This window comes from Vibrio crassostreae 9ZC13, from assembly GCF_000272045.2.
In the GTDB taxonomy this organism is placed as follows: Bacteria; Pseudomonadota; Gammaproteobacteria; order Enterobacterales; family Vibrionaceae; genus Vibrio; species Vibrio crassostreae_C.
Map to the genome: position 1 here is coordinate 67,219 of NZ_AJYZ02000040.1, position 22,490 is coordinate 89,708.

A 22,490-nucleotide genomic window follows, 5' to 3' on the forward strand; every position below is an offset into this window, starting at 1 on the left:
AGCGATAAGGTTGTTATATAGCTTGGTGGAATGGTATTTTAATGTGAAAAAAGAATGACATTTCCCTTGTCATGCGGCAGATTTGTGTGATAACACTAGAGATGTAGACATTTACTGAAGACAATAAACGAGAAAACTCGAATATTATGATTTTTAACGCTCGCATTTACGCACTGATTAACCTGATTATCGTAGTCATTATTAAGACTGCGCGGGGGCGAGTGGGAAGAAAGTAACCACGAATTAGAAAAAACCCCCGCACTGACAAGTCCGGGGGTTTTTTCTAATTTAAACATTCGATTTTTATATTTTTGAGCATTTTCGGCTTTGCCGATTTACAGGAAGAATGGGAGCACAAGATGTGCAGAGACAAAGGAAACAGTTACCAAAATAAAGGTAATACGGGAGAATTCCGATGAAAGGCGCAGAACTAGTCGTATCCGCACTCAAGCAACAAGGAATTGAGACCGTATTTGGTTACCCCGGTGGTGCCATCATGCCAATCTACGATGCACTCTATGACGGCGGGGTTGAACATATCCTATGTCGCCATGAGCAAGGCGCCGCTATGGCCGCGATCGGCATGGCTCGAGCAACACAAGATGTCGCTGTTTGTATGGCAACCTCGGGACCAGGTGCAACCAACCTAGTCACTGGCCTTGCTGATGCCTTTATGGATTCAATCCCATTGGTTGCTATCACAGGTCAGGTTGCAAGTTCCCACATTGGTACCGATGCATTCCAAGAAATGGATGTGATTGGTATGTCTCTGTCATGTACTAAACACAGCTACCTAGTAACTGATATTGAAGAGCTAGCTCCAACCCTCGCTGAAGCGTTTGTGGTAGCAAAGTCTGGCCGCCCTGGCCCGGTTATCGTCGATATCGCTAAAGACGTTCAACTAGCAGAAGCACCTGTTAACGCTCTTCCTGAATTTACTCCACCCGCAATTCCTGTTGCGACAACTGATGCCATTGAACAGGCACAGTACTTTTTGTCTCAAGCGACCCGTCCTGTTTTATACGTAGGTGGTGGTGTTCAACTTGCTAAAGCAACCGATGCGGTTCGTGAGTTTTTACGCCTAAACCCAATGCCAGCAGTAAGCACACTGAAAGGCTTGGGCACTATCGAACGTGACGACCCACACTACCTTGGCATGCTGGGTATGCACGGCACTAAAGCCGCTAACCTTGTGGTTCAAGAGAGTGACCTGTTGATTGTTGTCGGTGCTCGTTTTGATGACCGAGTAACTGGCAAACTCGATACCTTTGCGCCGCATGCTAAGGTTATCCATATCGATATCGATGCCGCTGAGTTCAGCAAACTGCGTCTTGCCAATGCGCCAATTCGCGGTGACATCAACAAGATCATGCCTCAACTAGAGCTAAGCCAAGACATCTCCTCTTGGGTTCATCACTCTGAAGGTCTTCGTAGCTCATTCAAATGGCGTTACGACCACCCTGGTGATCTGATTTTTGCTCCACTGCTGTTGAAGCAACTGTCAGACATGATGCCAGCAAGCTCTATCGTATCGACTGATGTGGGCCAACACCAAATGTGGGCAGCTCAGCACATTCAGCCTCGCGATCCACAGAACTTCATTACCTCTGCCGGTTTAGGCACCATGGGCTTTGGCTTGCCAGCTGCAATGGGTGCTTCGGTTGGGCGTCCTGATGACCAATCTATTCTTATCTCTGGTGATGGCTCGTTCATGATGAACGTGCAAGAGCTTGGCACGCTGAAACGCCGCCAAATCCCAGTGAAGATGGTACTTCTTAACAACTCTCGCTTGGGTATGGTTCGCCAATGGCAATCGTTGTTCTTCGATGGCCGCCATAGTGAAACTATCCTAGATGACAACCCAGACTTCGTAATGCTAGCGAAAGCGTTCGATATCCCGGGTAAAACCATCACGCGTAAAGAAGAAGTAGAGCCAGCACTAAAAGAGATGCTAGAGAGCAAAACCGCCTACCTACTTCATGTTCTTATCGATGAAGAAGAGAACGTATGGCCACTAGTACCGCCAGGTGCTTCAAACAGTGAGATGTTGGAGAACACATAACATGAAAAGATACCTATTAGACATCAAAGCCGATGATAAGCCTGTACTACTAGAGCGTGTTCTTCGTGTTATCCGCCACCGTGGCTTTATTGTTAAGCAAGTAGCGGGCACTCAAAACCACGAAAGCAAAGTGGCGAGTGTTGAGATCATTGTAGACAGTGACCGTCCGATCTCTTTCTTAGTCAATCAAATCGAAAAGCTGTGGGATGTGCGTACCGTTGACGTTATCTCTATCAGTCGTAATGAATTGCCAAACAACAACTTACAACAAAAGATAAACGCATAAGGAACCACAAACATGACAGCTAAAACGGCAGACTATATTTGGTTTAACGGTGAGATGGTTCCTTGGGCAGAGGCGAACGTTCACGTCCTGACTCACGCAATGCACTACGGTACTTCCGTATTTGAAGGTGTTCGTTGCTACAACACACCAAAGGGTCCGGTTATTTTCCGTCACCCTGAGCACGCTAAGCGCCTAAAAGACTCAGCAAAAATCTACCGCTTCCCTATTCCTTACACTGAGGAAGAAATTATGGAAGCGACTCGCGAAACGCTACGTCAAAATAAGCTAGAGTCAGCGTACATCCGCCCTCTCGGCTTTGTTGGTAACGTAGGTTTGGGCGTATGCCCTCCAGAAAACACTGAGATGGAACTGATCATCGCTGCTTTCCCTTGGGGTTCTTACCTAGGTGAAGAAGCGCTAGAGAATGGCGTAGACGCAATGATCTCAAGCTGGAACCGTGCGGCACCAAACACCATCCCAACCGCTGCTAAAGCCGGTGGTAACTACCTATCTTCACTATTAGTTGGTGGCGAAGCTCGCCGTCATGGTTACGATGAAGGCATCGCACTGAGTGTTGATGGTTACCTTTCTGAAGGGGCTGGTGAGAACATCTTTGTGGTACGTAACGGCGTGCTATCCACACCACCAGCGACCAGTGCGATTCTGCCGGGTATCACGCGTGATTCGATCATGACACTAGCAAAAGACATGGGTTATGAGATCCGTGAAGAGAACATTGCTCGTGAAGCGCTATACCTTGCCGATGAAGTATTCATGACAGGCACAGCGGCGGAAATCGTTCCGGTTCGCAGCGTAGACAAAATTACAGTAGGTGAAGGCAAACGCGGTCCTATCACTGAAAAAGTTCAAGCGGCTTACTTTGGTCTATTCAATGGAACCACTGAAGATAAGTGGGGCTGGTTAGACTACGTTTACCCAGCAGACCAAACTTCAGAAAACCAAACGCAAACAACTAAGTAAGCAACAGCCAAATATTTTATAAGGATTTAAGCAATGCCAATCTATCGTTCAGCAACGACTACCCACGGACGCAACATGGCTGGTGCGCGCGCTTTATGGCGTGCAACTGGCGTTAAAGATGATGACTTCGGTAAGCCAATCATCGCAGTTGTAAACTCTTTCACTCAATTCGTACCAGGCCACGTTCACCTTAAAGATATGGGTCAATTGGTAGCAGGTGAAATCGAGAAAGCGGGCGGTATCGCTAAAGAATTCAACACCATCGCAGTTGATGATGGTATCGCAATGGGTCACGGTGGCATGCTGTACTCACTGCCATCACGTGAGCTTATCGCAGACTCAGTAGAGTACATGGTGAATGCTCACTGTGCGGATGCGATGGTATGTATCTCTAACTGTGACAAAATCACTCCGGGAATGATGATGGCTGCAATGCGCCTTAACATCCCAGTGATCTTTGTATCAGGCGGCCCAATGGAAGCAGGTAAAACCAAGCTTTCCGATCAAATCATCAAGTTAGACCTTGTTGATGCAATGATTCAAGGTGCCGATCCAACGATTTCTGATGAGCAAAGTGAGCAAGTAGAACGTTCTGCGTGTCCGACATGTGGTTCTTGTTCAGGTATGTTCACGGCTAACTCAATGAACTGTCTAACTGAAGCGCTAGGCCTATCTCAGCCTGGTAACGGTTCTATGCTAGCAACGCACGCTGACCGTGAAGAGCTATTCATCAATGCTGGTAAGCGTATCGTTGACCTGACTAAGCGTTACTACGAGCAAGATGACGCATCAGCACTGCCTCGTAACATCGCGAACCGCGCAGCCTTTGAAAATGCAATGGCTCTAGATATCGCAATGGGTGGCTCGAGTAACACCGTTCTTCACCTATTGGCAGCAGCTCAAGAAGGTGAAGTCGACTTTGATATGGGTGATATCGACGAGATGTCTCGCCGCGTTCCACACCTATGTAAGGTTGCGCCTTCAACACCTAAATACCACATGGAAGACGTTCACCGCGCTGGTGGTGTTATGGCTATCCTAGGTGAACTAGACCGCGCAGGCCTACTGAACAACCAAACTCGCACTGTACTTGGCCTAAGCATGCAAGAGCAGCTAGCTCAATACGACATCATGCAGACAGAAGACGAAGCGGTACTTAAGTTCTTCCGCGCGGGCCCAGCAGGTATTCGTACCACCAAAGCCTTCTCACAAGATTGCCGTTGGGATCGTCTTGATGACGACCGTAAAGAAGGTTGTATCCGTACTAAAGAGAATGCATTCAGCCAAGAAGGTGGCCTAGCCGTACTTTCAGGCAACATCGCCGTTGACGGTTGTATCGTTAAGACAGCAGGTGTTGATGAAGAGAACCTGAAATTCCAAGGTCCTGCTATCGTATTTGAAAGCCAAGACACAGCCGTAGACGGCATCTTAGCGGGTAAAGTAAAAGCAGGCGAAGTGGTTGTTATCCGTTACGAAGGTCCTAAAGGTGGTCCGGGCATGCAAGAAATGCTCTACCCAACTACCTACCTAAAATCTATGGGTCTAGGTAAGTCTTGTGCTCTTCTAACTGACGGACGTTTCTCTGGCGGTACATCCGGTTTGTCTATCGGTCACGCTTCTCCAGAAGCAGCAAGTGGCGGTGTGATTGGTCTAGTAAACACTGGCGATATCATCACTATCGACATCCCTAGCCGTTCAATCACACTTGATGTGCCTGAAGCCGAGCTAGAAGCGCGTCGTGTTAAGCAAGACGCACTAGGCTGGAAACCAGAAAACCGTCAGCGTGAAGTTTCATTCGCACTGAAAGCTTACGCAAGCATGGCAACCAGTGCCGACAAAGGCGCCGTGCGTGATAAGTCTAAGCTAGAGGGCTAGTCTATGAGTGATGACACGGTCAGTCCCCAAAAACAAACTGGCGCAGATTATCTGCGTCAGATCCTGAGAGCGCCAGTTTACGAAGCCGCAATCGTGACACCTCTGCAAGAGATGCCTCGCTTAAGTGCTCGCATTGGTAATCAGGTTCAGCTAAAGCGTGAAGACCGTCAGCCGGTCCACTCGTTCAAGCTACGTGGTGCCTACAACATGGTATCAAGCCTTTCAGAGCAACAGAAAGCCGCAGGTGTGATTGCAGCATCGGCAGGTAACCATGCTCAAGGTATGGCGCTGTCCGGTTCTAAGCTTGGTATTCAAACCACGATTGTGATGCCAAAAACCACACCAGACATCAAGGTTGATGCGGTACGTGGCTTTGGCGGTAACGTAGTTCTACACGGCAGCAACTTTGATGAAGCTAAAGCTGAAGCAGAACGCCTTTCCGCTGAACATGGCTACACCTTTGTGCCTCCATTCGATCACCCATTGGTGATCGCCGGACAGGGCACCATGGGTATGGAAATGCTTCAGCAAAATGGTCACATGGATTACATCTTTGTGCCTGTCGGTGGTGGTGGTTTGGCTGCGGGTGTTGCCGTGCTAGTTAAGCAATTGATGCCGGAAATAAAAGTCATCGCGGTTGAACCTGAAGATTCATCTTGCTTGAAAGCAGCACTGGATGCCGGTGAGCCAGTAGTACTGGATCAAGTCAGCATGTTTGCCGATGGCGTTGCGGTTAAGCGCATTGGTGAAGAGACATTCCGTCTGTGTCAGCAGTACATCGATGGTCACATTGCCGTGTCTAGCGATGAGATCTGCTCTGCGGTCAAAGACATCTTTGAAGACACTCGTGCGATTGCTGAACCTTCAGGAGCGCTTGCTCTGGCTGGTTTGAAAAAGTTTGCTGAACAGAACCAACTGCAAGACAAGCAATTAGCAACGGTATTGTCTGGTGCTAACACCAACTTCCACGGTCTGCGTTATGTCTCTGAACGTTGTGAACTAGGTGAGAAGCGAGAAGGTCTACTTGCGGTGACTATCCCTGAGCGACAAGGGGCGTTCCTAGAGTTCTGCAATATTATTGGCGGCCGAGCGGTGACGGAGTTTAACTACCGCCACAACGACGAAAGCCTAGCGAATATCTTCGTTGGTGTACGTCTGCAAGGTGGTCAGGAAGAACTTGAGCACATCATCAATGACCTACGTGAGGGCGGATATCCAGTCGTCGACCTTTCTGATGATGAGATGGCAAAACTACACATTCGCTATATGATTGGCGGCAAACCATCAAAACCATTGAAAGAGCGCCTATACAGCTTCGAGTTTCCTGAATACCCAGGAGCCTTGATTAAGTTCCTTGATACCTTAGGTACCCACTGGAACATCAGCCTGTTCAACTATCGTAACCACGGTGCCGATTATGGTCGCGTATTGTGTGGCTTCGAACTTGGCGATGATGATTTAGCTCAGTTCTCAACACATTTACGAGAGCTTGGTTATCAGTGTAAAGATGAAACCGATAACCCTTCCTACAAGTTCTTCTTGTCATAAGAGTTAACGACCGAATCAAAAAGAGCGAGTATTTACTCGCTCTTTTTATTGGTGCTGATTCAACTCAAACTTGAAAAGGATCTTCTCGCTAAGATCATTAGACCGCCTTGCGATGATCCAACCAATCTTGGTGAAGTTGTTCACTCGATCCTAGGTATTTCACCATCCACTCGATCAACTTATGGTTATCGTCTTTTCGCCACACCAAACAACAATGACTCTGCGGACTCGGTTCAGGCAGTATTTTTTCCACCAGCAAGCCTTGTTCGATAATTGGCGCGGCAATGTGCCTCGGCATATAACCCACCCCTACTCCATTTTTAAGGCATTCAATTGCGCTATACCAATTGGGTAACAACAGGCGTCTTTGACTTGAGTAGTGGCCTGTGTGTCGCTTAGGGAGCACACTAGAGGTATCGTCCAAACATATTGCGGGATACTGGCTAACAAACTCTTCATTGAGGTTTTGCTCTCGCACACACGGGTGGCTTGGCGACATCACAAACGCCCAATCTAGGCGTCCCATATCTTTAACCTCAAAGTCGCCGCCGACCGGAATCGCCGAGGTCGCACCAATCACAATATCCGCTCTGCCCTGTGCAATCGCCTCCCAAGAGCCATTAAACACCTCCATGTTGATCTGAAGCTCTGCAAACTCAAAGGTTTGGTAGAACTCTTCAATCATCGGCTTCATTTTGTCGAGCTTAACCACGTTATCGAGCGTTAGGCGCAAGGTTTTCTTCCAGCCACGCGCTGCTCGGCGAGTCTGGGCACTGACCTCTTCCATCTGTCTCAGTAACGCACGTGCCTCTTCAATGAACAATTCACCTGCCGGTGTCAGCTCTACTTTTCTTGGTAAACGTCTGAAAAGTAGAACATCCAGTTCTTGCTCAACCTGCCTAACACCGTAGCTGATCGCCGATGGTACTTTGTGCAATTGTTCTGCCGCCGCAGTAAAACTGCCTAAGCGAGCTACCGTATCGAGCATTTCTAAAGAGGATTTAGAGAACATAAGCCTTCAAATTTTTTGATTGATAACCACATATTTTAGCGTTTTATTTTATCAGGTTCGAAAAATAGAATGTCAGCATAAATAAACAGGGGCTTTCACTTCTGTATATCAAACAATTTTTTTGATGATAAAAACATCACTACCTTTAGCTTAATGGCATCTTATGAATATTTCTAAATTTCAATTGGTCTACCTTGCAGTTCTTTCAATGCTTGGCTTTATTGCGACCGATATGTACCTTCCTGCATTTAAGGCAATGGAAGTTGATTTCGCAACCGGCCCAGAGCAGATTGCCCTGTCTTTAACGGTATTCCTTGGCGGTATGGCAATGGGTCAGCTTCTTTGGGGTCTGGCGAGTGACAAGTATGGTCACCGTAATACGCTGGCGGTTGGTCTTGTTATCTTTACTGCAGCTTCATTCGGCTTAGCATTCAGCACCGAGGTATGGCATCTACTGACACTGCGCTTCATTCAAGCGATCGGCGTATGTGCTCCTGCGGTAATCTGGCAAGCAATGGTTATCAAGCGTTACTCACAAAGCAGTAGCCAACAAATTTTTGCAACCATCATGCCTTTGGTTGCGCTATCTCCTGCATTAGCACCTCAGCTAGGTGTGTTACTGGCGGATAGCTTTGGCTGGCACAGCATCTTCATCACATTAACCTTGATGGGTGCACTGCTAGTGGCGACAACAATGGCTCAACCAAAAGAAGCGCCTGAAGTAAAACAGACATCGATTAAGACAGACATCAAGATGTTGCTTAAATCAAAGCCTTACATGGGTAATGTCTTAATGTTTGCTTCAGCATCTGCAGCGTTCTTCGCTTACCTAACGGGTATGCCAGAGATCATGGCTCAACTAGGTTATGAAGCAAAAGACATCGGTTTGAGCTTTATCCCACAAACAATCGCGTTCATGGCGGGTGGTTACTTCGGTAAGCAAGCAGTGAAGAAATATGGCGATGGCGTTGTACTAAGAAACCTTATCGGTTTGTTCAGTGTAGCGGCGATGCTTATCTTTATCGCATCACAGTGGGAACTGACGTCAATCTGGCCTCTACTTGCGCCTTTCTGTTTGATTGCTGTCGCAAACGGCGCACTTTACCCAATCGTAGTAAACCGTGCTCTATCAAGCGCTAAACAAAGCCCAGCAACAGCTGCTGGTCTACAAAACAGCCTGCAAATCAGTATCAGTGGCCTATCAAGTGCATTGGTCGCGGCAATGGCTAGCCAAGCACTAAGCGCGACGGGTATTGCCGTTGTGATCTGTTTGGGTGCGTTGTGGGTTGGCTATATTGTTTCGAACAAAGAGCTTTCTGAACACTTCGCGACACCTGACAACTCTCGAGTAGTCGCTGACGAGAAACAAGACTAGTTTCTAAGTTAACGAAAACAAAAAAGAGCGAGATTACTCGCTCTTTTTTTATATCTAGATAAATAAGAAAAAGCCAGTAGCGGTACTACTGACTTTCATTTAAATCATCTTATTTATTAAGAGACTACTTTTTCTTAGTCGGACGCTGCCAGTCAGCAATCTTACGTTCTTTCGCACGGCTGATAACCAGCTCATTTTCAGAAACATCGCGTGTTACGGTAGAGCCAGCTCCAACGGTAGCACCATTACCAATCGTAACAGGCGCGATTAATTGGCTGTCTGAACCAACGAATACGTCATCACCAATAATGGTCTTAAACTTATTCGCCCCATCGTAGTTACAAGTAATTGCACCCGCACCCACGTTTACGCGCTGACCAATTTCAGCATCCCCAAGATAAGTCAGGTGGTTGGCTTTAGAGCCTTCGCCAAGGCGAGTGTTCTTCACTTCAACAAAGTTACCGACGTGCGAATCGTTACGCATGTCTGCACCAGGGCGTAGGCGAGTAAATGGACCAACCGTACAGTCTTCACCAACAGTCGCTCCTTCGATTACGCTGTATGGACGAATAACTGTGTTGTCATCGATCTCACAGTCTTTCAGCACGCAGCCAGTGCCGATAACCACGTTATCGCCAATGCTTACGCTGCCTTCGATGATAACGTTAGTATCAATCTCAACGTCCATACCGCACTGCAGTTCACCACGCAGATCAAAGCGGCTTGGGTCGCGTAGCATCACGCCTTGCTTCAATAGCTTATCGGCTTGCGTAGCTTGGTAAGCGCGCTCTAGGCGAGCCAGTTGCGAACGATCGTTAACGCCTTCCACTTCAATTGGGCTTACTGGGTGTACGGCTTCAACTGCACGACCTTCGTCGTGAGCCGCAGCGATAACGTCAGTCAGGTAATATTCACCCTGTGCGTTGTCGTTGCTTAGACCTGACAACCAGCGCTTCAGATCGCCACCAGTCGCCACCATAACGCCGGTATTGATCTCTTTGATAAGCTTCTGCTCATCCGTTGCATCTTTCTGTTCAACGATAGCCACAACAGGGCCATTACGACGAATAATACGTCCGTAGCCCATCGGGTTGTCTAACACGACAGTAAGTAGCGCGATGCCACCGTTTGGTTGAGCGTCTAATAGGTTTTCAATGGTTTCAGGTGAGATTAGTGGAACATCACCGTAGAGCACCAATACTTTTTCATCATCAGCGAAATGTGCAGATGCTTGATCCACAGCGTGACCTGTGCCGAGCTGTTCAGCTTGCAGTGCCCAGTTTACAGATTCTTCAGCTAGAGTAGCCTTCATCTGATCACCACCGTGGCCGTAAACCAGGTTGATGTTTTGAGCGCCTAAACCATTACATGTATCGATAACATGCTTCACCATTGGCTTACCCGCAAGTGTGTGCAGAACCTTTGGTGTGTTTGAATACATGCGAGTGCCTTTGCCCGCTGCGAGAATTACCGCGCTAAACTTCATTGTAAACCTATCCAACGTTATTTTTATTAAGCCGATATTGTAACCGTTTTTGGCCAAAAAATTAAATCGCAATAACCATTTAACCAGTAGTGATACGTAAAAGAAGCATTTTTGAGAATCTAAAAATGCAAAAAGGCGACCCTTAGGTCGCCTTTATCTCAGAGTCTGTAATCTTAAAAAGATTAACGACGCTGTTTTGTCAGTTCGATAACTCGTAACTGAGCAATGGCTTTAGCCAGTTCACCGGCCGCTTGTGCGAAGTCTATGTCGCCATGCTGATTTTGGATATTCTCCACAGCCTTGCGCTTAGCTTCTTCCGCCTTTGCTGCGTCTAGCTCTTCACCACGGATAGCTGTATCAGCCAGTACAGTTGCTGTACCAGGCTGAACTTCTACCATACCACCAGAAACATAAATGATTTCTTCGTGGCCGTGCTGCTTAACAATACGCACCATACCAGGCTTGATAGCGGTCAGCAGTGGAGTATGACCATGGAAAATACCAAGCTCACCCTCACTACCGGTCACCTGAAACGTCTCAACAAGGCCTGAGAAAATTTGTTTCTCTGCACTTACAACGTCTAGGTGAAAGGTTATTGCTGCCATATCGCCTCCTAGTTAGCCTTATAGCTTCTTAGCATTCTCGATAGCTTCGTCAATTGCACCACAGTACATGAACGCTTGCTCTGGAATGTCATCGTATTCACCAGATAGAAGACCTTGGAAGCCACGTAGAGTCTCTTTAAGAGGTACGTAAATGCCTGGGTCACCTGTAAATACTTCCGCTACGTGGTAAGGCTGAGTTAGGAACTTCTCAATCTTACGAGCACGAGATACAACTTGCTTATCTTCTTCAGATAGCTCGTCCATACCTAGGATAGCAATGATATCTTTCAGCTCTTTATAGCGCTGAAGAGTAGACTGAACGCCACGAGCGATGTCGTAGTGCTCTTGTCCAACTACCAATGGATCCAGTTGACGTGAAGTAGAATCTAGCGGGTCGATCGCAGGGTATAGACCCATAGATGCGATGTTACGGTTAAGTACAACCGTTGCATCCAAGTGAGCGAACGTTGTTGCTGGAGACGGGTCAGTCAAGTCATCCGCAGGTACGTATACCGCCTGTACAGACGTGATAGAACCAGCTTTAGTTGACGTGATACGCTCTTGTAGAACACCCATTTCTTCAGCCAGTGTAGGTTGGTAACCTACCGCAGAAGGCATACGACCTAGAAGTGCTGATACTTCAGTACCTGCTAGTGTGTAACGGTAGATGTTATCAACGAACAGTAGAACGTCACGACCTTCGTCACGGAAGCGCTCTGCCATTGTTAGGCCAGTCAGGGCAACACGTAGACGGTTACCTGGTGGCTCGTTCATCTGACCGTAAACCATCGCTACTTTTGATTCTTCAGGTTTTTCGATGTTTACAACACCTGCTTCCTGCATCTCAAAGTAGAAATCGTTACCTTCACGAGTACGCTCACCTACACCTGCAAATACAGATAGGCCTGAGTGTTGAAGTGCGATGTTGTTGATAAGTTCCATCATGTTAACGGTCTTACCTACACCAGCACCACCGAATAGACCGATTTTACCACCCTTAGCGAATGGACAAATCAAGTCGATTACTTTAACACCAGTTTCTAGAAGAGCTGTCTCGTTAGACTGCTCTTCGTAGCTTGGAGCTTCACGGTGAATGGCGTAATGCTCTTCAGCACCAATCTCGCCACACTCATCAATCGCGTCACCTAGGACATTCATGATACGACCCAATGTCTTAGTACCTACTGGTACTGAGATTGGAGCGCCAGTATTTTCAACTGTCAAACCACGACGTAAACCATCAGAGCTACCCATTACGATTGCGCGAACTACGCCACCGCCAAGTTGTTGCTGAACTTCAAGAACTAGACGTTCTTGTACTTCATTAACATTCAGAGCGTCGTATACACGAGGTACTTCACCCTGTGGGAACTCTACGTCGACTACCGCACCGATGATCTGTACGATCTTACCTGTAGCCATCGTTAATCCTCTAACTATTTAGTTTTACCTAAGCTTAAACCGCAGCTGCGCCTGAAACGATCTCAGAAAGTTCTTGTGTAATTGCCGCTTGACGCGCTTTGTTGTACACAAGTTCTAAGTCATCAATAATGTCACCAGCGTTATCTGTTGCTGATTTCATAGCAATCATTCGAGCCGCTTGCTCACAAGCAAGGTTCTCGACCACACCTTGATATACTTGAGATTCGACGTAGCGAACCAGTAGTGCATCTAGTAGTGGTTTTGGCTCAGGCTCATAAATGTAGTCCCAAGCATGATCGCGTTTCATGTCTTCGCTGTCTGATTTAGGCAAAGGAAGTAATTGATCGATCGTTGGTTCTTGTACCATAGTGTTTTCAAACTTGTTGAACACTACGAACAGGCGATCCAATTCGCCTTCATCATATTTCTTCAGCATAACGCTTACAGAGCCAATCAAGTCTTCAAGGCTTGGGCGATCGCCCAGACCAGAAACTTGAGCTGCTACTTTCGCGCCGCTGTTGTTGAAAAATGCTGTCGCTTTTGAACCTACAATTGCAAGTTCAACGTCAGCACCTTTCTCAGACCAATCTTTCATGTCGTTCATGGCTTTTTTGAACAAGTTAATGTTCAAACCACCACAAAGACCACGGTCTGTAGAAACGATGATGTAACCAACACGTTTGGCTTCACGTTCCTCAAGATAAGGATGCTTATACTCGAGGCTACCATTAGCCAAATGACCGATCACTTTACGCATTGTTTCTGCATATGGACGAGTAGCTTCCATTGCGTCTTGAGAACGACGCATTTTTGAAGCTGCTACCATTTCCATTGCTTTCGTAATCTTCTGTGTGCTTTTAACACTACCGATTTTATTACGTATCTCTTTTGCGCCGGCCATCGTTACTCTCCGTTAATGGTATGAGGTGGCCCTAAGACCACCTACCAATTACCAGGTCTGGGTTGCCTTGAAATCGTCAACAAGCTTCTTCAGCTCAGCTTCGATTTCTTTATTGAAAGCACCCGTTGTGTCGATCTGTGTTGCTAGATCGGCATATTGACCACGAGCAAACGACAGTAAAGCAGCTTCAAAGTCTAGAACTTTAGAAAGTTCAACGTCTTGAAGGTATCCACGCTCTGCAGCGAAGATTACTAGAGCTTGGTCAAATACAGACATAGGAGCGTATTGCTTCTGCTTCATCAGTTCTGTAACTTTTTGACCATGGTCTAGCTGCTTCTTAGTCGCTTCATCAAGATCCGAAGAGAACTGAGCAAATGCTGCAAGTTCACGGTATTGAGCTAGAGCAGTACGGATACCGCCAGATAGCTTCTTGATGATTTTAGTCTGCGCCGAACCACCTACACGAGAAACTGAGATACCAGGGTCAACAGCTGGACGTACGCCCGCGTTGAATAGCTCAGTTTGTAGGAAGATCTGACCATCGGTAATCGAGATTACGTTCGTCGGTACGAATGCAGATACGTCACCAGCTTGCGTTTCGATGATAGGAAGAGCAGTTAAAGAACCCGTCTTGCCTTTCACTTCGCCTTTAGTGAATTCTTCTACGTAGTGTTCGCTTACACGAGCAGCACGCTCTAGTAGACGAGAGTGAAGGTAGAAAACATCACCAGGGAACGCTTCACGACCTGGTGGACGCTTAAGCAGTAGTGAGATCTGACGGTAAGCGACAGCTTGCTTAGATAGATCATCATAAACAATCAGTGCATCTTCACCGCGATCACGGAAGTATTCGCCCATCGCACAACCAGCATACGGTGCAAGGTATTGCAGCGCTGCAGATTCAGAAGCCGATGCAACAACAACAACAGTGTTTGCTAGTGCGCCGTGCTCTTCTAGTTTGCGAACTACGTTAGCAATAGTCGACGCTTTTTGGCCGATAGCTACGTAAATAGAGAAAATACCAGAATCTTTTTGGTTAATAATCGCATCGATCGCCATTGCTGTTTTACCAGTCTGACGGTCACCGATTACTAGTTCACGTTGACCACGACCGATAGGGATCATTGAGTCAACAGACTTGTAACCAGTTTGAACAGGTTGATCTACCGATTTACGGTCGATTACACCTGGTGCGATAATTTCTACAGGCGAAGTCAATTTAGCTTCGATTGGACCTTTACCATCAATTGGCTCACCTAGCGTGTTTACAACACGACCAAGCATTTCAGGACCTACTGGTACTTCTAGAATACGACCAGTACCTGTAACTTTCATGCCTTCCTGTAGGTCAGCATACGGGCCCATTACAACAGCACCAACCGAATCACGGTTCAAGTTCAGTGCTAGAGCGTAACGGCCACCCGGTAGTTCGATCATTTCACCTTGCATCACGTCCGCTAGGCCGTGGATGCTAAGGATGCCATCGCTTACAGAAACGATAGTACCTTCATTGCGAGCTTCACTAACAACGTCGAAAGATTCAATACGTTGTTTAATTAGATCGCTAATTTCAGTGGAATTAAGTTGCATGCTCCAATCCCCATTAAGACTGCAATGCATCGCTCAGGCGGTCTAAACGACTGCGCGCTGAGTTATCGATGACTAGGTCTCCGGCTCGAATAATAACTCCACTAAGTAGAGTCTCATCTATACTGCAATTCAGCTGAACTTTGCGCGCAAGGCGCAGTTCCAATTTGCTGATAATGCTTGTGCGTTGTTCTTCAGAAAGTTCAACAGCTGAAGTAACTTCAACGTCGATCTCTTTCTCATACTCTTTTTTGAGTATAAAGAACTCTTTACAAACATCAGGAAAAGCCATTAAGCGGCCATTCTCTGCCATCACTTTAATTAAGTTCTGGCCGAATTCATCAAATTGTTCGCCACAAATTACAATGAATACTTCAGCTAATTTTTCAGCAGTCATAGAACCGCTTAATAAATTGTGAACATCATCATTTTGTGCCACTTCGGCAGCAAAAGTAAGCATTTGACCCCATTGGTCTAGCTCACCTTTATCTACCGCAAAGTCAAACGCTGCTTTAGCATAGGGGCGTGCGATTGTAGTCAAATCAGACATATACAGCCCCTTGCTTTAAAGTTTTGCAGTAATGTTGTTAAGAAGATCATCGTGTACATCTTTATCGATTGTACGCTCAAGGATTTTCTCAGCACCAGCTATAGCCAGAGTTGCGACTTGTTTGCGCAGGTCATCACGGGCACGTGTACGCTCTGCTTCAATTTCTGCTTCAGCTTGCGCTAAGATTTTCTGGCGTTCTGCCTGAGCTTCTTCGCGTGCTTCATCAATAATTTGAGCTTTACGTTTGTTTGCCTGATCAATAACCTCAGTTGCAGTGCGCTTTGCTTCTTTCATTTGCTCAGAAGCGTTGGCTTGTGCCAGGTTCAAGTCTTTAGCAGCGCGTTCAGCGGCTACAAGACCGTCAGCAATTTTTTTCTGACGTTCTTCAATTGCTTGCATGATTGGTGGCCATACATATTTCATGCAGAACCAAACAAACAGCGAAAAAGCAATTGCTTGACCTAGCAGAGTTGCGTTCATATTCACAACAGCTACCCCTCGTTAAGAATCAACTACAAAAATTTAATTAACTATTAAAGAGTTAATTAGCCTGCTAGTTGACCAACAAATGGGTTAGCAAACGTGAATAGTAGTGCGATTACGATACCGATCATTGGAACAGCATCCAGTAGACCAGCGATGATGAACATCTTAACTTGTAGCATTGGAGCCATTTCAGGTTGACGCGCAGCGCCTTCTAGGAATTTACCACCAAGAATAGCAAAACCAATTGCAGTACCTACGGCACAAAGACCAACAATAATAGCAACAGCGATTGCTGAAAAACTTAGTACAGTTTCCATTTACGTTCTCCGATTAACATTAATAGTTAGAATAAAGCTTAAAAATTTTTTAGTGATCACTATCTTCATGAGCCATTGATAAGTAAACGATTGTCAACATCATGAAAACAAACGCTTGAATCAATATAACTAAGATATGGAAGATAGCCCAAGGTAGTGCACCTACCCATTGTAAGTACCACGGTAGCATTGCCGCGATAAGAATAAACACCACCTCACCCGCAAACATATTACCAAATAAACGCATACCTAGAGATAGTGGCTTCGCTAATAACGAAATTACCTCAAGTACCAAGTTAAATGGGATCATGATTGGGTGATTAAATGGATGCAGTGCCAATTCTTTAGCAAATCCGCCTAGGCCTTTCACTTTGATGCTGTAGTAGATCATCAGAGCAAAAACACCCAAAGCCATTGCCATGGTTATATTTACATCAGCTGTAGGAACCACTTTCAAGTAAGGGATACCTAGCCAATGCTCTGCAGGATATGGTAAGAAATCGATAGGCACTAAGTCCATCAAGTTCATAATGATAATCCAGCAGAATATAGTCAGTGCTAGTGGGGCAATCAGAGGGTTGCGACCATGGAAAGTTTCTTTAACGTTGTCGCCAACGAATTCCACTACCATTTCAACAAAACACTGAAGCTTACCAGGTACACCTACTGTTGCTTTCTTAGCGACTGAGCGAAAAACCCAAAGGAATAACATCCCTGTCAACACCGAAAAAAACAGACTGTCTATATGTACGTTCCAGAAACTTGTCTCCTCTACAAGACCAAACTTAGCTAAAGAAAGGTTTTGTAAATGGTGTTCAATGTATCCGGATGCTGTTGGCGCAGCCATAACTCATCCTATTTTTTATTGTTAATGAAAAGCACTGGCGCAAAGATATTAATACCTAGAACCAGTAAATAGGTCAGTTTGAGGGGAATTAATTCCACCTGCATATACATGTAGACAATAGAGAATAGTAGAACTGTGATAAGGATCTTTAGTGCTTCACCTGCATAGAACGACGCCGCAACTAACTTAGTTGCGCGAGCTCCACAAAATAGGAAAGCACACACACAAAAAACCACATTCGCGATGACAAAAATACCGCCACCAACCAATGCAGCAAAACCCCAATCAGGATTAACAGCTAAACCTAACCCTATCGCCACTAATATAACCGCGCTAAGCTCGATCAATAACATTTGCTTTGCAAGCACTCGTCCTGGTCTTGCTAACGCCGCTACCATGTATTCGTTCCTCTTTAAGCCCACTTTACCACTCGCTTAAAAGCGTGCTGAGAAATTGGCGAAAATTATACGTTCAGCCAAATTGATTGCAATAAGAATGCAGCAATCATTTACATTTCTGTATACAAACCGACAACTTTTGTAAGAAATTACTTGTTTATTACATAATTGACCTAAATCAATTATCTCATTTAGTACTCTAGTTTAGCAATAAGTTGCTCTAATTTGTGAGGCTCATCAAGAGTAATTGTCACTTTTGACTTACCGCTAACAGAACGAGTAACTGAAACGTTTGCTTGCAATTTTTCCGTGAGTCTTCGTGAAAGTTCGATGGCCTCAGTGTCTTCGGGCTTCGATTCCGCTTCAACGTCTGGTTTTAAGCACTTTTTGACAAGTTGCTCAGTTTGACGCACGGTCATTTTTTTGGTTGCTGCAGTATTCGCTGCCTCAACCTGGGTAACACCTTCAAGTGCAAGCAGTGCTCTAGCATGCCCCATTTCTAGTTGTTTACTGGAAACTAAACCTTTTACTTCATTTTCGAGCTGATTTAGACGTAATAAGTTACTAACGGTAGCTCTGGATTTACCAATCACATCGGCGACCTGCTGATGTGTCAGTGAAAACTCGTTCTGCAAGCGCTCTAGCGCTTGTGATTCTTCGATAACATTCAGATCTTCACGTTGAATGTTCTCGATCAATGCCATCGCAATCGCGGCCTTGTCTTCTACTCTCTTGATCAAGCATGGAACTTGTTTAAGACCAGCTTGACGAGCCGCTCTCCAACGACGTTCACCAGCAATAATCTCAAACTGGTCGTGCGCCAATGGGCGAACTACGATCGGTTGGATAATGCCTTGAGATTGAATTGATGCTGCCAGCTCTTCTAGCGCTTCAGGCGCAATATCCTTACGCGGTTGATATACACCAGGCTTCAAGCAACCAACAGCCAGTTCAATAAGCTCACCATCAGCCGACAACGCCTGACTATGAGAAGCAACTTGCTGTTTTTCACGAGCCAATGAGCTAGTTGCAAGCAATGCATCTAGCCCTTTTCCTAAACCACGCTTAGACATTGAGCGAATTCCTTTGGTTGGACCTATACTGGGACTTCTTCACGACGCAACATTTCGCCAGCAAGAGCAAGGTAAGCCTTAGCTCCTGCGGAATATTTGTCGTAGTACATTGCTGGCTTGCCGTGACTCGGGGCTTCTGCCAGACGCACATTTCTAGGGATCACAGTTCGGTAGACTTTGCTACCAAAGTGTTTTTTGAGTTGATCAGATACTTCGTTCGATAAGCGGTTGCGAGGATCGTACATAGTACGCAGAAGACCTTCGATCTTCAGGTTCTCGTTTACAACAGCCGCTAGCTTACTGATGGTATCCATCAATGCAGTCAAACCTTCCAAAGCAAAGTATTCACATTGCATAGGAACCAATACGGAGTCGGCCGCAGCCATCGCGTTGATTGTAAGAAGGTTTAATGAGGGCGGGCAATCAATAAAGATGAAATCATAGTTATTGCGAATGGGTTCGAGTGCATTTTTTAAACGAACTTCACGAGCAAACACTTCCATCAGCTTGATTTCTGCCGCAGTAACATCACCGTTCGCGGCGATGAGGTCATAATTGCCAGATGTACTCCGGCAAACCACCTCATCAAATGGGGTGTCTTCAACCAACAAATCGTAAGCTGTTGCTTCAACTTGATACTTGTCGACACCGCTCGCCATAGTGGCATTACCTTGAGGATCGAGGTCAACAACCAATATCTTGCGTTTTGTTGCCGCCATTGATGCTGCTAAATTAATGCAAGTTGTTGTTTTTCCTACGCCACCCTTCTGGTTGGCAATTGCTACGATTCTACCCACTATGGCCTCGCTGATTATCCCTGACGCGATAAAGTAACTAGATGACGCTCTCCATCAAGCTCTGGCACTTGCAAAGCTTTAATGTCTGTCACTGAACACCATTCAGGTAACAGGTCGATTTCGTCTCTAGGATGTTGTCCCTTAAGAGCCAAAAATACACCGGATTGCTCTTTAGGTAAATGGTGACACCACTCTACCATGTCTGTCATTGACGCAAATGCACGACTGAGCACTGCATCAAACTTTTCTTCTGGTTGAAATTCTTCAACGCGACTTTGAACCGGTACCACGTTGTCGATACCCAGCTCATGAATCACCTGTTTGATAAAACGAATACGCTTACCTAGGCTGTCTAGCAAGTAAAACTCGCTGTCTGGATTCATGATTGAGAGCGGAATCCCAGGAAGACCAGGTCCCGTACCCACATCGATAAAGCGCTTACCTTGTAAGTGAGTGCTAACAATGATGCTATCTAAGATATGTTTCACCATCATTTCTTGTGGGTCACGAACTGATGTTAGGTTATAAGCTTTGTTCCACTTGTTCAGTAACTCAACGTAGCCAACCAACTGGCCACGTTGTTTTTCAGATACTTCAAGTTCAGTCTGGCCAATAAGGTGATCCAGTTTTTCGCGTAATGCGCTCATTATGCTTCCTCACCTTTTTTCAACAGGCCGTGTTTTTTCAAGTAAACCAACAGAATTGAGATTGCTGCAGGTGTGATACCTGAAATTCGCGAAGCAATACCAATTGAGTCAGGCTTAGCTGTCGTTAGTTTAAGAACCACTTCGTTAGAAAGTCCTTTTACCTTGCTGTAATCGATATCAGCAGGCAGTTTGGTGTTTTCATGACGCAGTGATTTTTCAATTTCGTCTTGTTGACGCTGAATGTAACCATCGTACTTCACTTGGATCTCAACTTGCTCAGACGCTTGTTGATCTTCCAGTACAGGACCAAAACGATCCAATGCGGTTAACTGTGAATAAGTCATTTCAGGGCGACGAAGAAGATCTTCACCGCTCGCTTCACGAGACATTGGTGTTTTCAGAATTTGGTTCAGTTGATCAATATCTTCAGATTTTGGATTAATCCAAGTCTCTTTCAGACGTTGACGCTCCTTCTCCATGTTTTCCATCTTCTCGTTGAAACGAGCCCAACGAGCGTCATCAACAAGGCCAAGTTCACGCGACTTTTCAGTCAAGCGGATATCGGCGTTGTCTTCACGAAGCAGCAGACGGTATTCCGCGCGAGACGTAAACATGCGGTAAGGTTCTTTGGTACCCATGGTAGATAGGTCGTCGATAAGCACGCCCATGTAAGCTTGGTCACGACGTGGACTCCAGCCTTCTTTGCCTTGAGTAAACAAACTTGCATTCAGACCGGCCATCAAGCCTTGTGCAGCCGCTTCTTCATAGCCAGTGGTACCGTTGATTTGACCCGCAAAGAATAGACCTTTGATAAACTTAGTTTCGTAAGTCAGCTTAAGGTCGCGAGGATCAAAGAAATCGTACTCAATCGCATAGCCAGGGCGAACGATATGAGCATTTTCAAAGCCCTTCATCGAACGAACAATTTGAACCTGTACATCAAACGGCAGACTGGTAGAGATACCATTCGGGTATAGCTCGTGAGTCGTTAGACCTTCTGGCTCAATAAAAATTTGGTGACTGTTCTTGTCAGCAAAACGCATTACTTTGTCTTCAATCGAAGGGCAGTAACGAGGGCCAATGCCTTCAATCACACCCGCGTACATAGGGCTGCGATCAAGGTTGGCACGAATTACGTCATGCGTATTTTCATTGGTATGCGTGATGTAACATGGAATTTGACGAGGTTGTTGAGCTCGGCTGCCCATGAACGAGAAAACAGGCGTCGGGTTATCACCGTGCTGAACCTCAAGCTCAGAAAAATCAACGCTACGCGCATCGATACGAGGAGGAGTACCTGTTTTCAGGCGATCAACTCGGAATGGAAGATCACGAAGACGGTCAGCCAGTGCGATCGATGGTGGATCACCAGCACGGCCACCTGAAGAACTTTCCATACCAATATGGATCTTGCCGCCTAGGAATGTGCCCACAGTCAGAACCACAGCGCTTGCGCGGAACTTAAGGCCCATCTGCGTTACCACACCTACCACTTGATCCTGTTCAACGATCAAGTCATCAACCGACTGTTGGAACAAAGTCAGGTTTGGCGTGTTTTCAAGAACGTTACGAACAAAGGCTTTGTACAGTGCGCGGTCAGCTTGTGCACGAGTAGCACGAACCGCAGGGCCTTTTGATGCGTTCAATGTTCTGAACTGAATACCTGCATGATCAATAGCTTGCGCCATTAATCCACCCATTGCATCGACCTCTTTTACCAAGTGGCCCTTACCGATCCCGCCAATGGCTGGGTTACAAGACATTTGTCCTAGTGTATCGATATTATGAGTAAGTAATAACGTACTTTGACCAGTACGTGCAGATGCGAGTGCGGCTTCCGTTCCTGCATGGCCACCACCAACAACGATGACGTCAAATTTTTCGTGATAAAGCATGAACCGACCTCAGGTATTCAAACGTTTTCTAGATTGATAAAAAGGAGCGATATTCTACCTGTTTTCATAGCCTGAGAAAACGTTTTTGGGATTTTTCGAAAAAGCTGTTTTTAATTAATATAGATAAGATCTTTAAGGAGATCTTTTATTAGATCTATTATTAGGATCGAGGGTATCTGTGGATAAGTCGGAAATGATCAACGAGATCATGGATCTTTTTTGGATCAAATGATGTGATCTAACTTTGATCAGGATGAGGATTAGCTGGGATCAAAATGGCTACTTATTCACAGGAGGAAATTAGCCTAAAACTTGTTATTTGGATAACTATAGGTTAATC

Annotated in this window: 21 protein-coding genes; 6 read left to right on the plus strand and 15 right to left on the minus strand. The window is 45.9% G+C overall.

Features of this window, described 5'->3' with window-relative positions; all coding sequences use genetic code 11:
* Positions 1-415: 415 nt before the first annotated feature.
* The 5 genes from ilvG to ilvA are packed head-to-tail and all read left to right on the plus strand — an operon-like array spanning position 416 to position 6,752.
* Positions 416-2,062, plus strand: coding sequence for an acetolactate synthase 2 catalytic subunit (ilvG, locus tag A136_RS12910; protein WP_017058784.1), 1,647 nt, complete (start codon positions 416-418; stop codon positions 2,060-2,062).
* Position 2,063: 1 nt separating this feature from the next.
* Complete coding sequence (gene ilvM, locus A136_RS12915; RefSeq protein WP_017055442.1) at positions 2,064-2,348, plus strand: acetolactate synthase 2 small subunit; 285 nt, start codon at positions 2,064-2,066, stop codon at positions 2,346-2,348.
* A gap of 12 nt (positions 2,349-2,360) precedes the next feature.
* The gene (locus A136_RS12920) at positions 2,361-3,329 is read left to right on the plus strand and encodes a branched-chain amino acid transaminase (RefSeq protein WP_017063017.1); all 969 of its coding nucleotides are present in this window, start codon (positions 2,361-2,363) and stop codon (positions 3,327-3,329) included.
* A gap of 33 nt (positions 3,330-3,362) precedes the next feature.
* Positions 3,363-5,204, plus strand: coding sequence for a dihydroxy-acid dehydratase (gene ilvD, locus A136_RS12925; RefSeq protein ID WP_017063018.1), 1,842 nt, complete (start codon positions 3,363-3,365; stop codon positions 5,202-5,204).
* Between the two features lie 3 nt (positions 5,205-5,207).
* Positions 5,208-6,752, plus strand: coding sequence for a threonine ammonia-lyase, biosynthetic (ilvA, locus tag A136_RS12930; RefSeq protein ID WP_017063019.1), 1,545 nt, complete (start codon positions 5,208-5,210; stop codon positions 6,750-6,752).
* Between the two features lie 97 nt (positions 6,753-6,849).
* On the opposite strand, the gene punR is transcribed toward ilvA, so the two are convergent.
* Positions 6,850-7,764, minus strand: a complete 915-nt coding sequence (gene punR / locus A136_RS12935; protein WP_017063020.1) for a DNA-binding transcriptional activator PunR — start codon at positions 7,762-7,764, stop codon at positions 6,850-6,852.
* A gap of 163 nt (positions 7,765-7,927) precedes the next feature.
* On the opposite strand from punR, the gene punC reads away from it, so the two are divergent.
* Entirely contained in the window at positions 7,928-9,139 is a 1,212-nt protein-coding gene (gene punC / locus A136_RS12940; RefSeq protein ID WP_017063021.1) for a purine nucleoside transporter PunC, read from the plus strand.
* 124 nt (positions 9,140-9,263) lie between these two features.
* On the opposite strand, the gene glmU is transcribed toward punC, so the two are convergent.
* The 14 genes from glmU to mnmG form a co-directional block, all read right to left on the minus strand.
* The gene (gene glmU / locus A136_RS12945; RefSeq protein ID WP_017063022.1) at positions 9,264-10,625 is read right to left on the minus strand and encodes a bifunctional UDP-N-acetylglucosamine diphosphorylase/glucosamine-1-phosphate N-acetyltransferase GlmU; all 1,362 of its coding nucleotides are present in this window, start codon (positions 10,623-10,625) and stop codon (positions 9,264-9,266) included.
* 182 nt (positions 10,626-10,807) lie between these two features.
* Positions 10,808-11,230 (minus strand): F0F1 ATP synthase subunit epsilon, encoded by a 423-nt coding sequence (locus A136_RS12950; protein ID WP_004735742.1) that lies wholly within the window; start codon positions 11,228-11,230, stop codon positions 10,808-10,810.
* A gap of 18 nt (positions 11,231-11,248) precedes the next feature.
* Positions 11,249-12,652 (minus strand): F0F1 ATP synthase subunit beta, encoded by a 1,404-nt coding sequence (gene atpD / locus A136_RS12955; RefSeq protein WP_017058792.1) that lies wholly within the window; start codon positions 12,650-12,652, stop codon positions 11,249-11,251.
* A gap of 34 nt (positions 12,653-12,686) precedes the next feature.
* A complete protein-coding gene (gene atpG / locus A136_RS12960; RefSeq protein WP_017058793.1) occupies positions 12,687-13,553 on the minus strand; it encodes a F0F1 ATP synthase subunit gamma in 867 nt (288 codons plus the stop codon).
* Positions 13,554-13,601: 48 nt separating this feature from the next.
* Entirely contained in the window at positions 13,602-15,143 is a 1,542-nt protein-coding gene (atpA, locus tag A136_RS12965; protein WP_017063023.1) for a F0F1 ATP synthase subunit alpha, read from the minus strand.
* A gap of 13 nt (positions 15,144-15,156) precedes the next feature.
* A complete protein-coding gene (gene atpH / locus A136_RS12970; RefSeq protein WP_010433233.1) occupies positions 15,157-15,690 on the minus strand; it encodes a F0F1 ATP synthase subunit delta in 534 nt (177 codons plus the stop codon).
* A gap of 15 nt (positions 15,691-15,705) precedes the next feature.
* Complete coding sequence (gene atpF / locus A136_RS12975) at positions 15,706-16,176, minus strand: F0F1 ATP synthase subunit B (protein WP_010433231.1); 471 nt, start codon at positions 16,174-16,176, stop codon at positions 15,706-15,708.
* A 59-nt stretch (positions 16,177-16,235) separates the two neighbouring features.
* Entirely contained in the window at positions 16,236-16,493 is a 258-nt protein-coding gene (gene atpE / locus A136_RS12980) for a F0F1 ATP synthase subunit C (protein WP_004411110.1), read from the minus strand.
* 49 nt (positions 16,494-16,542) lie between these two features.
* On the minus strand, positions 16,543-17,340 hold the full coding sequence (atpB, locus tag A136_RS12985; RefSeq protein ID WP_009848124.1) for a F0F1 ATP synthase subunit A: 798 nt from the start codon (positions 17,338-17,340) through the stop codon (positions 16,543-16,545).
* Between the two features lie 8 nt (positions 17,341-17,348).
* The gene (locus tag A136_RS12990) at positions 17,349-17,738 is read right to left on the minus strand and encodes a F0F1 ATP synthase subunit I (protein ID WP_010433210.1); all 390 of its coding nucleotides are present in this window, start codon (positions 17,736-17,738) and stop codon (positions 17,349-17,351) included.
* A 191-nt stretch (positions 17,739-17,929) separates the two neighbouring features.
* On the minus strand, positions 17,930-18,811 hold the full coding sequence (locus tag A136_RS12995) for a ParB/RepB/Spo0J family partition protein (protein WP_017063024.1): 882 nt from the start codon (positions 18,809-18,811) through the stop codon (positions 17,930-17,932).
* Positions 18,812-18,834: 23 nt separating this feature from the next.
* Complete coding sequence (locus A136_RS13000) at positions 18,835-19,608, minus strand: ParA family protein (protein ID WP_029235097.1); 774 nt, start codon at positions 19,606-19,608, stop codon at positions 18,835-18,837.
* Positions 19,609-19,622: 14 nt separating this feature from the next.
* The gene (rsmG, locus tag A136_RS13005) at positions 19,623-20,255 is read right to left on the minus strand and encodes a 16S rRNA (guanine(527)-N(7))-methyltransferase RsmG (protein ID WP_017063025.1); all 633 of its coding nucleotides are present in this window, start codon (positions 20,253-20,255) and stop codon (positions 19,623-19,625) included.
* Positions 20,255-22,150 (minus strand): tRNA uridine-5-carboxymethylaminomethyl(34) synthesis enzyme MnmG, encoded by a 1,896-nt coding sequence (gene mnmG, locus A136_RS13010; RefSeq protein ID WP_017063026.1) that lies wholly within the window; start codon positions 22,148-22,150, stop codon positions 20,255-20,257. Before mnmG ends, rsmG begins: the two co-directional genes overlap by 1 nt.
* Between the last annotated feature and the right edge of the window lie 340 nt (positions 22,151-22,490).